Genomic DNA, 11,062 nt, shown 5'->3' with positions numbered 1-11,062 from the left:
TCCCGGCTCGGGCCGGGGTCCGATGCGGTGCCTGTGGAGCGGAGATTAGCGTTTCCGGCGTGCCGAACACTCCCGCCCCGCCCGCGATCACCGTTCCGCCCGCCGCCCGGCATGCTGAGGGGGTGAGCAACGACGAGTTCCGAGCCGCCCTGTCCCGGCTGGCCGCCGGCGTGGTCCTGGTGACCGCGCAGGAGCCGCCCCTGGACCCCGACGACCCCTCGGCGCCGGCCGGCGAGGACGTCGGCATGACGGCCACCGCGTTCCTGTCGGTCTCCCTGGACCCGCCGCTGGTGCTGGTCAGCCTGCGCGACGGCTCCCGCATGGACGAACTCCTCGACGAGCAGCCCCTGTGGGCGGTGTCCGTGCTCTCCGAGAGCCAGCGGCACATCGCGGGCCGCTTCGCGATGAAGGGCAGGGTCAGCGACCGCCTGCTCTTCGCGGACATCCCGTACCTGCGCGGCGAGCACAGCGGGGCGCCGCTGGTGGGCGGCGCGCTGGCGACCCTGGAGTGCCGCACCGAGCAGCGGGTCCCGGCCGGGGACCACACCCTGGTGATCGGCCGCGTCCTGACCGCCCGGGTACCGAGCGCGGAGGGCGGTCCGCTGACGTATTTCCGGGGCCGTTACCGGCAGTTGGGCTGAGCGCTTTGCCGTCGTGGCCTAAATCCCTTTTACAGTCCGTGATTTGCCTGCTTAGGGTGCCCGGGTGACGACGACTACCGCACTTCGCCTCGAAGAGATCACCCCGAAGAACCTCAAGGCCGCACTCGGTATACGGGTCCGCCCCGACCAGGAAATCGCGGTCGCACCGGTGGTGAACTCCCTCGCCGAGGCGTACGTCCATCCCGATTCCGCCTGGCCCCGCCTGATCATGGACGGTGACCGCGCGGTCGGCTTCCTGATGGCCTTCCTCGACATCGACTGGCACGAGGACGGCGGCAGCGTCATCCGCTCCGGCCTGTGGCGGCTGAACATCGCGGCGGAGGAACAGGGCAAGGGCTACGGCCGCTTCGCCGTCCAGTCGGTGGCCGAGGAGCTCCGCCGCCGGGGCGCACGCGAGTTCTACGTCACCTGGGAACCCGGCGACAACAGCCCCGAGGGCTTCTACCTGAACCTGGGCTTCCGCAAGAACGGCGAGGTCGCCGAGGGCGAGACGGTGGGCGTGCTGGACCTGAACTGAAACACCGGGGCCCCGTCGGGGGGCTGTACCCGATATGCGACTACCGCCGCACGGACGCGCCCCAAAGGGGCGCGGGGAACTGCGCGACCAGCCACGACGGACCCGCAGAGACACTCGCGCGGCGCCCCCGGGCCTCCGATCCAACCCCTCCGCAGGAGTCACCGGGGCCGGGGCCACACCTCGGGGGCGTGGGTCACCCCCAGGGGAACCGGGAAGTCACCCCCAGTCCCGCGCGGAGCGCCCCCTCTTCGTCTCGGACCGCTGCTTCTTCTCCCGCAGCCGCCGCTCATTGATCCCCCGCGGAATACGCGTAGGCCTACGCGGCTTCGGCGGCGGCGCACTCGCCTCCGCGAGCAGCGCCGCCAGCCGCACCGCCGCCGTCTCCCGGTTGCGCCACTGCGAACGGTGCTCCGAAGCGCGAACAGTGATCACACCACCGGTCAGCCGCCCGGCCAGCCGCTCCAGCGCCCGCTGCTTCCACACCTCGGGCAGCGCCTCGGTACGGGCGAGGTCGAAACGCAGCTCGACCTGGGAGTCGCTGGTGTTCACATGCTGCCCACCGGGCCCGGACGACCGCGAGAAACGCCACATGAGCTCGGCCTCGGGCAGGGAGACGGAGCCGCGGATGAGATAGGGACCGGACATGCCGTACAGGTTCCCGCGCCTGACCGGGCCGCGTCACCCGAATATCCCGGATCGCGGGACACGGGTAAAGAAAGTAAAGAGACCTGGAACCTCTCGCACCCCTCTCCGCGTTCAATGGGGTAGCTGTAGCTTCTAGCCGTACGTAAACGAGGGAAGGGACTCCCAACAATGGCTGTAAGCCTGTCCAAGGGTGGCAACGTCTCGCTCACCAAGGAGGCTCCGGGCCTGACCGCCGTCACCGTGGGCCTCGGCTGGGACGTCCGCACCACCACCGGCACGGACTTCGACCTCGACGCCTCGGCGATCGCGGTCAACACGCAGGGCAAGGTCTACTCCGACGCCCACTTCGTGTTCTTCAACAACAAGCAGACCCCGGACAACACCATCGTCCACACCGGTGACAACCGCACCGGTGAGGGCGCCGGCGACGACGAGGCGATCAACGTCAACCTCGCCGCCCTCCCGGCCGACATCGACAAGATCGTCTTCCCGGTGTCGATCTACGACGCCGAGAACCGCAGCCAGAACTTCGGCCAGGTGCGCAACGCCTACATCCGCATCATCAACCAGGCCGGCGGCACCGAGATCGCCCGCTACGACCTGTCGGAGGACGCCGCCACCGAGACCGCCATGGTCTTCGGCGAGCTGTACCGCAACGGCGCGGAGTGGAAGTTCCGCGCGGTCGGCCAGGGCTACGCCTCGGGCCTCGTGGGCATCGCCCAGGACTTCGGCGTGAACGTCTGACGGACGCCCCGCTCGTGACGGAGTCCCCGGCCGGACGACAGCCGCCCGGCCGGGGACTCCGGCATGCCGTCAGGGCCGCTCCGGCCGCCCCTCCCCGTACAGCCAGTCCTCCCAGATCCCGGTGAAGTCCTCGCCCGGCGCCGACTTCTCCACGTACGCCGTGAAGTCGCCGGTGTCCGCGTTGCCGTGGCGGTGCTCCCGCGCCCAGCCCCGGAGCAGGGCGGAGAAGGAATCATCGCCGACCGTCTGCCGGATCTTGTGCAGGACCATCGCGCCGCGCCAGTACACGGGGGTGGCGGAGACGCTCGCCGCGTCCGGCGGCTCGGCGGGCGGGAAGGACCAGAGCGCCTCGTCGGTCCCCGCGTCCGGGAAGTACGAACCGGCGTACAGCATGTCGAAGGTCCGCTGCGCGGTGTCGCCGCCGTGGTCCTCCTGCCACAGCCACTGCGCGTACGTCGCGAAGCCCTCGTTGAGCCACATGTCCCGCCAGGTGCGCGGGGTCACGGAATCGCCGTACCACTGGTGGGCGATCTCATGGACCAGCAGCACGATGTCGGGGGCGCCGGGGAAGACGGGCCGGTTCTGGGTCTCCAGGGCGTACCCGGCGTCCTCGGGACGCTCGACGATCGCGCCCGCGGAGGAGAAGGGGTACGGGCCGAAGGTCCGCTCCGCCCATGCCAGCACCTCGGGGATCCGTGCCAGGACCTCGCGGCTCGCCTCCGCCTGCTCCGGATCGACGGCCGTGTACACGGGCAGCCCGCCGGCGGTCGCCGTGCGGCGGACGTCGTACCTGCCGACGGCCAGCGTCGCGAGATAGCTCGCCATCGGCTCGCCGGTGCGCCAGCGGTACGTCGTACGGTTCCCCTTGCGCTCCTCACCGGCCGGCTCCCCGTTGGACACCGCCCGCAACTCCTTCGGCACGGTCACCGCGAGGGTGTACGTCGCCTTGTCGGAGGGGTGGTGGTTGCCCGGGAACCACGCCATCGACCCCACCGGCTGCCCCAGCGCCAGCGCCCCGTCGGCGGTGCGCAGCCAGCCCTCCTCGGAGCCGTCCGGGTCGGTGACGGTCACCGGGGCGCCGCTGTAACGGACGGTCACCCGGAAGGTGCCGTCCACCGCCTCGCGCGGGCGGACGGTCAGCTCCTGCCCCGCCCGGCTCCAGCGGGCGGCCACACCGTCGACGGTGACCTCCTCGACATCGAGGCCCTTGAGGTCGAGGTTCAGCGCGGAGAGGTGCTCCGTCGCGCGGGCGGTGATCGTCGCGGTGCCGGTGAGGTGGTGCGCGCGGGGGTCGTAGGCGAGGTCGAGGGCGTAGTGGCCGACGTCGTAGCCGCCGTTACCGGCCTTCGGGAAGTACGGATCACCCGCACCGGAGCCGCCGGCGGGATCCCCGCCCTCACCCCCGCAGGCGGCCACGGACACCACGAGCAGGGCGGCGACGACGCTGCGGGAACCGGGGCGGTGGGAGCGCACCCCAGGATCCTATGAGGGCCGACCCGCCACGACGTGACACCATCACCCCCGTGCTCGACATCGGCTACGCCCTCTCCAACCGCTTCCCCGACCCCCCGCAGACCGACTACCGCCGCGCGGACGTCCACGCCCTGCGGCACGACCTGTTCTGCGGGGACGTCTACCTCGCCGACACCGAGTCGGACCGCGAGCTGTCCACAGCCTGGGGATGGGTACCGGTGCTCGACTTCGCGTGGGCACTGTGCGACATCGTCGAGCGCGTCGACCGGGACCCGGCCGGCTCCCGCGCCTCCCGCCCCCAGCACGCGGAACTGGACTTCACCGAGTCCACCGACCGCCTCCTCTTCGAACGCCGCTTCGGCTGGGTGGACATCGAGGCGGAGTGGCTGCCCGCCGCCGAGCCCCCGCTGACCTTCCCCCACACCGAACTCCGCCGCGAAGCCCGCGACTTCCTCCACGACCTCCTCGCCGACCTGACCGACCTCCACGAGGACCTCGGCGAAAACCCGGCCATCTGGACCCTCCAGGCCCGCTTCCCGAGGATCCCCTGACCACTGTCGATCACCACGATGAGAGCATCGCTCCCCGGAACGGCACCGCAACCGAGAGGGAGACCAGTGGCGCAGGGGCGTGCGACCTACGTGATGAACTACACGGTGCACCCGCCCGCCATCGTCCGGGACGGAGCACCGGACGCCCTCGGCCCGGCCGTCCGGCTCTCCCGCGACGCCGACAGCCCCGCCCCCGACCGGCTGCGATCGACACGCGCCTTCCATCTCCACGCCGAGGACGGGGCCCCGGTCGCCCGAGTGGTCACCACGCAACCCCTGGGCTCCCGGCTGAGCGGACGCCCGGCCGTGTACGAGGTCCTGGACCCGTCCGGCGCACCACTCGGACGGATCACACTGCGGCGCCGACGGGCCTTCCGCCCCGGCCGGAGACGCTGGACCGTGGAACCGGTCGCCGGCCGCACCCTCCGCGGGTACGAGGGCCGCCTGCTGTGGTGGGCGCTGTGGTGGCCCGTGGGACTGCCCGTCGGCCTGGTGTTCCTGGTCATGAGCCTGCTGGGCGAGGGCGACGGCGGGATCCGTCCGCCCCGGCGGATCATCTGGCGGGACGGCTCACGCCGGGCACACCTCGTCTTCCGTGCGGTGGCCGAGGAGTACCGCATGCCGACGTCCGACGTCGATCCCCGACTCGTCAACGCCCTCATCGCGCTGCACCAGTCCTTCGACCCGTCCGAACGAACGGGCACATGGGGCTGGTACGGGGAGTGAGCTCCGGCCCCCCTAGTCCCCTGTCCTTGTTCCGGTCCCCCTCCCCCCGCTCACCCCTCCACCCTGATCCCCAGCTCCCCCGCCAGCACCGGCGCCAGATCCAGCAACTGGGCCGTGCTGATCACCGCCCCCGACAGCCGGTCCACCCCCCGCGCGATCTCCAGTGACGCGGCCCCGCGCAGGTCCACGTCCTTCAGCGTGGCCCCCGAGAGGTCCGCGTCCTTCAGCGCGCAGTCCACGAACTCCACACGCTCCAGCCGCGCCCCGCCGAAGTCCGGCTCGACCAGGACACAGCCCTCGAAGACGACGTCCTTGAGCCGGGCCGAACGCAGATTCAGGAAGTCGATCTTTCCGCCCCGGATCAGCACCCGCTCCAGCGCGGCCCCGTGCAACTGCGTCCCCCCGAGCCGCGCGTCGGTCAGCTCGACGTCGCGCAGGGTCGCCTCGGCCAGGTCGGTGCCCACGCCCCGGACACCGGCGAGCACCGAGTCCAGCACCCGCGCCCGGGACAGCCGCGTCCCGTCCAGCGCGCACCCCGTCAGCGCGCAGTCCATGAAGCGCGCCCCGCCGCCGTCCTGCCCGGCGAAGTCCGACTCCCGGAACTCCAGCCCGTCGTAATCCCCGTCCGGCTCCAGCCCACCCCCCTCGTAACGCTCCAGCGCGGGCAGCCGCAGCTCAGGGCGGATCGCCCCCTTCACTCCCGTACCGCCCACCGCTCTTCTCGCCATGACCCCATGCTGCACCCCACCACTGACAACCCACCTGACCTGCGAAAAACCCGCGCATGTCACATTCCCGCGCCCTCACTCCGTCGTACGCGCAAAGCCGGAAGGCGACCCCGACCAAGGGAGACCCCCAGCCATGCACCGCATCACCGTCATCGGCGGCGGATTCGCCGGACTCACCGCGGCCATCACCGCCGCGGAGGCGGGCGCCAAGGTCACCGTCCACGAGGCCCACCACACCCTGGGCGGCCGGGCCCGCACCGCCGAAGGCCCCTACCGGACCAACGACGGACCCCACGCCCTCTACAACGGCGGCCCGCACTGGACCTGGCTCCGACAGCGCGGCCTCATCGGCCCGCTCGCCCCGCTCCCGCCCCTGGAGGCGGCCCGGCTGCGGCTCCGCCACCGGGGCGCCCTGCGCCGCACCCCACCCTTCGCCCTGCTGAAACTCCTGCGCCGCGGCGTCACCCAGGCACCCGTCGACACCGACTTCCTCACCTGGGCCACCGGGATCGCCGGCGAGGAGGGCGCGCGGGCCGCCGCCCACTACGCCGCGGTCGCGCTGTTCCACCACGACCCCGGTTCCCTGTCCGCCGCGTTCGTGCAGGAACGCCTGCGCCGCGCCACCAAACTGCCCCCGGAGGCCCACTACCCGCGCGGCGGCTGGGGCGGCCTCATCGACCGGATGGCCGCCCGCGCGTGGAACCTCGGCGTGCGCATGGAGACGCTGTCCCGCGTCGACACCCTGCCCACCGACACCCCCGTCGTCGTCGCCACCTCGCTCGACTCCGCCCGCCGCCTCCTCGGCGACCCCTCACTGACCTGGCCGAGCGGCCGTACCGTCCTGGTCGACCTCGCCGTACGCACCCGGCGCGGCGACGCGTTCGCCGTGTCCGACCTCGACGCGCCCGGCTGGCTGGAGCGCTTCACCGCCCAGGACCGCGCCCTCGCCCCCGCCGGCGAACAGCTCATCCAGGGCCAGATCCCCATCGCTCCCCACGAGTCCAAGGCGGACGGCACCACCCGCGCGGAGGAACTGCTGGACCTCGCCTTCCAGGACTGGCGGGAACGGGTCACCTGGCGGCGGGACGCGGTGGCGAACGGCCGTACCGGCGCCGTCGACCTGCCCGGCACCAGCTGGCGCGACCGCCCCGCCGTCGACCGCGGCGACGGCGTCTACCTCGCCGGTGACCAGGTCGCCGCGCCCGGCGTGCTCTCCGAGGTCTCCTTCAACAGCGCCCTGACCGCCGTCTCCCTCGCCCTCGGCCGGAACACCCTTGACCTCAAGCATGCTTGAGGTCGCACCGTGGGAGCCGTAACGGCACACGACCCGACCCCTGGGGGAATCCCACATGCGCGCCATCCGTCTGCACGCCTTCGGCCCGGCCGAGAACCTCACCCACGAGGAAGTCGAGGACCCGCGGCCGGGCCCGGGTCAGGTCCGTATCGCCGTCCGCGCGGCCGGCGTCCACCTCCTGGACACGGCCCTGCGCGAGGGCATGCGGGGACCCGGCCCGGCCCCGGCCACCCTGCCGACCGTCCCCGGCCGCGAGGTCGCCGGAGTGGTCGACGCGCTCGGCGAGGGAGCCCCCGAGAACCTGCTCGGCCGCCGCGTCGTCGCCCACCTCGGCTTCGCACCCGGCGGCTACGCGGAACTGGCCGTCACCGACACCGACCGGCTCCACGAGATCCCCGGGCGCCTGGACTTCGCCGAGGCCGTCGCCATGATCGGCACGGGCCGTACGACGATGGGGATCGTGCAGTTCGCCGAACCCGGCCCCGCGGACGTGGTCCTCGTCCCGGCGGCGGCCGGCGGCATCGGCACGCTCCTCGTGCAGTACGCCAAGAACGCCGGCGCCACCGTCATCGGCCTGGCCGGCGGCCCCACGAAGACCGCCCAGGTGACAGCCAACGGCGCCGACCTCGCCGTCGACTACACGGACCCGGACTGGCCCGAACGGCTCCACGCCCACCGGGGCGAGGTCACCGTCGTGTACGACGGCGTGGGCGGCGACACCGCCCGCGCGGCGGTCGATCTCCTCGCCCCCGACGGCCGGCACATCGTCTTCGGCTGGTCCTCCCAAGGCATCAGCGGCGACAGCCCGTACGTCGTCGAGGGCGTCTCCCTCAACGTCCTCGGCCCCGAGATGATGCGCAGGGCCGGCGGCCCCGACCCCGTCCGCACCCTCGAACTACGCGCCCTCACCCAGGCCGCCGAGGGCAGACTCACCCCCGCCGTGCACCGCTTCCCCCTCGCCGAAGCCGCCGCCGCCCACCGGGCCCTGGAGAACAGGGAGACGACCGGAAAAGTCGTCCTGGAGCCATAGCGGGCGCCACTACTGTGCGAAAGGTGATCGACATCCCCGCAGAACTCGCCGCCGCCCAGGAGAAGTACAACAAGGAAGCGGGCCGCGCCTTCATCGCCGCCCTCCCGGACCTCACCGCCGCCTTCCTGGACCGCTGGGACCTGCGCGTCACCGGAACACCCATGCACGGCGTGAGCGCCCTGGTCCTCCCCGTCACCCGCGCGGACGGCACGCACGCGGTGCTGAAGCTCCAGATCCGCGACCACGAGACCGACGGCGAGCCGGTCGCCCTGCGCCTGTGGAACGGCGACGGGGCGGTCCGCCTGCTGGACCACGACGAACCCACCGGCACCATGCTCCTGGAGCGCCTCGACGCCTCCCGGATGCTCTCGCACCAGGAGGACGTCCACGAGGGCGTCCTGGTGATCGCCCGCCTCCTCGCCCACCTCCACGCCACCCCGGCCCCCGAGGGCATGCGCCACCTCGGTGACATCGCACCGGCCATGCTGGAGCGGACCCCCGCCACCCTGGACCGCATCCCGGACCCTGCCGCCCGCCGCCTCGTCGCCGACTGCGCCGCCGCCGTCCGCGAGGTCGCCGACGAACCCGGCGACCGCCTCCTCCACTGGGACCTGCACGACGAGAACGTCCTCGCCGCCGACCGCGCCCCCTGGCTCGCCATCGACCCCAAACCCCTGGCCGGCGACCCCGGCTTCGACCTCTGGCCCGCCCTCGCCAACAACTTCGACCCCGACGACGTCGTCTGGCGCTTCGACGCCATGACCGACGTCCTCGGCCTGGACCGCGCGCGTGCGCGCGCGTGGACGTACGGGCGGCTGCTGCAGAACTGCCTGTGGGAGATCGAGGACGGCCGCCCCCTGGACGAGACGGACCTGGAGATCGCCCGTCGGCTGCGTGGTCGTACGGCATGAGAAATCCCAGGCCGGAGCAGTTCCGGCCTGGGATTTCGCCAGAGCCCCCTGTCGGATTCGAACCGACGACCTACGCATTACAAGTGCGTTGCTCTGGCCAGCTGAGCTAAGGAGGCGCCGCGCGGCGCGCGCGAAGGCTGGTCCACTGTACACAGAGCCGGTTTCGCCGAGCCACGCACTTGTGGGAGTGGGGCCCTCCCGATCACCCCAGGCCGTACTCGAAGGTGTACGCCACCTTCGTCTCCCCGTGCCGGTAGGTGAACCCGCCCGAGCCGCGCAGTCCCGTCAGTTCCTCGGTGCCCGAGCCCTCGACGACCTCGAAGACGCAGTGGACGGTGCCGTCGCTCTCGAAGCGGCCGCGCTCCTCCAGGACGAAGGTGCCCGCGCGGCCGTCGACCCGGCCGCTGACGAGCTCCATGCCCGCGAAGGTGCCGGTGCCCCCGGTCAGGTAGGCGATCGAGTAGTCACAGGTGGTGGACTCGGCCTCGATGCCGCCCGAGAAGGCGTTGGTGACCGTGGCGTGCGCGAGCCGGGGGAAGCCGTCCTCGCCGGTGACAGCGCTCTCCTTCCAGTCGGCGAAGGTGAAGTGGCCGGTGATCTTGGTGGTGGGCATGGGTGTTCCCTTCCGGGGTGGCCGACGGTGTGCCCCCACTCTTCCCGCCGTACCTGACACCTCCTGTCAGGTACGGCGGGACAATGGTTCCCATGCGTGCCGACCGGCTCCTCTCCCTGCTCCTGCTGCTGCAGAACCGCGGCCGGATGACCGCCCCCGAGCTGGCGGCCGAGCTGGAGGTGTCGGTGCGCACCGTCTACCGGGATGTCGAGGCGCTCGGCGCCTCCGGGGCACCGGTGCGGGCCGAGCGCGGGCCCGCGGGCGGCTACCGCCTGATGGAGGGCTACCGCACGCGGCTGACCGGGCTGACGGACGCGGAGGCCGGTTCGCTGGTCCTGGCGGGGCTGCCCGGACCGGCCAGGGACCTGGGCCTCGGTGCCGTCCTGGCGAGCGCCCAGCTGAAGATGGAGGCCGCGCTTCCGGGCGAACTGGCGGATCAGGCGCGGCGGGTGCGCGAGCGGTTCCACCTGGACGCGCCGGCCTGGTTCCGGGACGCCGACCCCGTGCCGCACCTGGAGACCGTCGCGCGGGCGGTGTGGGAGCGGAGGGTGCTGCGCACCCACTACCGGCGCTGGCGCGGTGACGTGCACCGGGAGGTGCGTCCGCTGGGGCTCGTACTGAAGGGCGGCATCTGGTACCTGGTGGCGCTGGCGGAGGACTCGGTGCGCACCTACCGGGTGTCGCGGTTCCAGACGGTGACGGAGACGGGCGGGGAGTTCACCCGGCCCGCGGGCTTCGACCTGGCCGCGTACTGGACGGAGTCCTCCCGGCGGATGGAGGCGTCGACGCGGCAGGGCACGGCCCGGCTGCGGCTGTCACCGCGCGGGCAGAAGCTGCTGCCGATGCAGTTCGGGACGGCGGGGGTGCGGGCGCTCGCGGACGCGGGGCCGGCGGACGGGCGTGGCTGGGTGGAGGTGGAGCTGGCCGTCGAGTCGGAGCCGGTCGCGACCGGCGATCTGCTGCGGCTCGGCGTCGAGGCGGAGGTGCTCGGCCCGGCGGGGCTGCGGGAGGCGGTCGCGTCGGCGGTGGCGGTGCTGGCGGACCGGTACGGGGCTGGGCGGTGACCCCGTACGCGGCCGGGTATCACGCCCGTACGCGGCCGGGTGTCACCTCGTACGGGCCGGGCGGCGCCCCCGTACGGGGGCGGCCGGTGATCACTTACGCAACC

General features: G+C 72.6%; 13 protein-coding genes and 1 tRNA gene. 9 read left to right on the top strand and 5 right to left on the bottom strand.

Annotated elements, in window-relative coordinates; genetic code table 11:
* Positions 1 to 59 precede the first annotated feature (59 nt).
* Both AMK33_RS20735 and AMK33_RS20730 read left to right on the top strand, forming a co-directional pair.
* Positions 60 to 641 (top strand): flavin reductase family protein, encoded by a 582-nt coding sequence (locus AMK33_RS20735; protein ID WP_073934380.1) that lies wholly within the window; start codon positions 60 to 62, stop codon positions 639 to 641.
* A 64-nt stretch (positions 642 to 705) separates the two neighbouring features.
* The gene (locus AMK33_RS20730) at positions 706 to 1,179 is read left to right on the top strand and encodes a GNAT family N-acetyltransferase (protein ID WP_073934379.1); all 474 of its coding nucleotides are present in this window, start codon (positions 706 to 708) and stop codon (positions 1,177 to 1,179) included.
* Between the two features lie 216 nt (positions 1,180 to 1,395).
* On the opposite strand, the gene arfB is transcribed toward AMK33_RS20730, so the two are convergent.
* Positions 1,396 to 1,833, bottom strand: a complete 438-nt coding sequence (gene arfB / locus AMK33_RS20725; protein WP_073934378.1) for an alternative ribosome rescue aminoacyl-tRNA hydrolase ArfB — start codon at positions 1,831 to 1,833, stop codon at positions 1,396 to 1,398.
* Between the two features lie 159 nt (positions 1,834 to 1,992).
* On the opposite strand from arfB, the gene AMK33_RS20720 reads away from it, so the two are divergent.
* Positions 1,993 to 2,568: a TerD family protein gene (locus AMK33_RS20720; RefSeq protein WP_073934377.1), complete on the top strand. Its 576-nt coding sequence runs from the start codon at positions 1,993 to 1,995 to the stop codon at positions 2,566 to 2,568.
* 69 nt (positions 2,569 to 2,637) lie between these two features.
* Here the strand turns inward: AMK33_RS20720 and AMK33_RS20715 are convergent, their stop codons facing one another.
* Positions 2,638 to 4,041, bottom strand: a complete 1,404-nt coding sequence (locus AMK33_RS20715) for a M1 family metallopeptidase (protein WP_073934376.1) — start codon at positions 4,039 to 4,041, stop codon at positions 2,638 to 2,640.
* Positions 4,042 to 4,091: 50 nt separating this feature from the next.
* On the opposite strand from AMK33_RS20715, the gene AMK33_RS20710 reads away from it, so the two are divergent.
* Both AMK33_RS20710 and AMK33_RS20705 read left to right on the top strand, forming a co-directional pair.
* Entirely contained in the window at positions 4,092 to 4,592 is a 501-nt protein-coding gene (locus tag AMK33_RS20710) for a hypothetical protein (protein WP_073934547.1), read from the top strand.
* Between the two features lie 66 nt (positions 4,593 to 4,658).
* Positions 4,659 to 5,318 carry a hypothetical protein gene (locus AMK33_RS20705; RefSeq protein WP_073934375.1) on the top strand — a complete coding sequence of 220 codons (660 nt, stop codon included), beginning with the start codon at positions 4,659 to 4,661 and terminating at the stop codon, positions 5,316 to 5,318.
* Between the two features lie 50 nt (positions 5,319 to 5,368).
* Here AMK33_RS20705 and AMK33_RS20700 read toward each other — a convergent pair whose 3' ends face one another.
* Positions 5,369 to 6,046: a pentapeptide repeat-containing protein gene (locus AMK33_RS20700; protein WP_079194916.1), complete on the bottom strand. Its 678-nt coding sequence runs from the start codon at positions 6,044 to 6,046 to the stop codon at positions 5,369 to 5,371.
* Positions 6,047 to 6,179: 133 nt separating this feature from the next.
* On the opposite strand from AMK33_RS20700, the gene AMK33_RS20695 reads away from it, so the two are divergent.
* From AMK33_RS20695 to AMK33_RS20685, 3 genes are read left to right on the top strand one after another with little or no spacing between them, the layout of a single operon-like run.
* Entirely contained in the window at positions 6,180 to 7,340 is a 1,161-nt protein-coding gene (locus AMK33_RS20695; RefSeq protein ID WP_073934373.1) for an NAD(P)-binding protein, read from the top strand.
* 55 nt (positions 7,341 to 7,395) lie between these two features.
* Positions 7,396 to 8,370, top strand: a complete 975-nt coding sequence (locus AMK33_RS20690) for a zinc-binding dehydrogenase (RefSeq protein WP_073934372.1) — start codon at positions 7,396 to 7,398, stop codon at positions 8,368 to 8,370.
* The gene (locus AMK33_RS20685; protein ID WP_383454740.1) at positions 8,367 to 9,281 is read left to right on the top strand and encodes an aminoglycoside phosphotransferase family protein; all 915 of its coding nucleotides are present in this window, start codon (positions 8,367 to 8,369) and stop codon (positions 9,279 to 9,281) included. The genes AMK33_RS20690 and AMK33_RS20685 overlap by 4 nt, the downstream gene beginning before the upstream one ends.
* A 42-nt stretch (positions 9,282 to 9,323) precedes the next feature.
* Here AMK33_RS20685 and AMK33_RS20680 read toward each other — a convergent pair.
* Both AMK33_RS20680 and AMK33_RS20675 read right to left on the bottom strand, forming a co-directional pair.
* Positions 9,324 to 9,397, bottom strand: a tRNA-Thr gene (locus AMK33_RS20680).
* Positions 9,398 to 9,483: 86 nt separating this feature from the next.
* Positions 9,484 to 9,894 carry a DUF3224 domain-containing protein gene (locus AMK33_RS20675; RefSeq protein WP_073934370.1) on the bottom strand — a complete coding sequence of 137 codons (411 nt, stop codon included), beginning with the start codon at positions 9,892 to 9,894 and terminating at the stop codon, positions 9,484 to 9,486.
* A 92-nt stretch (positions 9,895 to 9,986) separates the two neighbouring features.
* Here AMK33_RS20675 and AMK33_RS20670 point away from each other — a divergent pair, with 92 nt between their 5' ends.
* Complete coding sequence (locus tag AMK33_RS20670; RefSeq protein ID WP_201263054.1) at positions 9,987 to 10,958, top strand: helix-turn-helix transcriptional regulator; 972 nt, start codon at positions 9,987 to 9,989, stop codon at positions 10,956 to 10,958.
* Positions 10,959 to 11,062: the final 104 nt, after the last annotated feature.

Source organism: Streptomyces sp. CB02400, assembly GCF_001905725.1.
Taxonomy (GTDB): Bacteria; Actinomycetota; Actinomycetes; order Streptomycetales; family Streptomycetaceae; genus Streptomyces; species Streptomyces atrovirens.
The sequence above is the reverse complement of the archived record's forward strand: the minus strand, read 5'-3'. Positions and strand labels throughout refer to the sequence as shown.

Coding starts and splice junctions, on each gene's coding strand:
- AMK33_RS20720 (WP_073934377.1), top strand. CDS start 1,993: ATGGCTGTAAGCCTGTCCAAGGGTGGCAACGTCTCGCTCACCAAGGAG.
- AMK33_RS20700 (WP_079194916.1), bottom strand. CDS start 6,046: ATGGCGAGAAGAGCGGTGGGCGGTACGGGAGTGAAGGGGGCGATCCGC.
- AMK33_RS20695 (WP_073934373.1), top strand. CDS start 6,180: ATGCACCGCATCACCGTCATCGGCGGCGGATTCGCCGGACTCACCGCG.
- AMK33_RS20690 (WP_073934372.1), top strand. CDS start 7,396: ATGCGCGCCATCCGTCTGCACGCCTTCGGCCCGGCCGAGAACCTCACC.
- AMK33_RS20675 (WP_073934370.1), bottom strand. CDS start 9,894: ATGCCCACCACCAAGATCACCGGCCACTTCACCTTCGCCGACTGGAAG.
- AMK33_RS20670 (WP_201263054.1), top strand. CDS start 9,987: ATGCGTGCCGACCGGCTCCTCTCCCTGCTCCTGCTGCTGCAGAACCGC.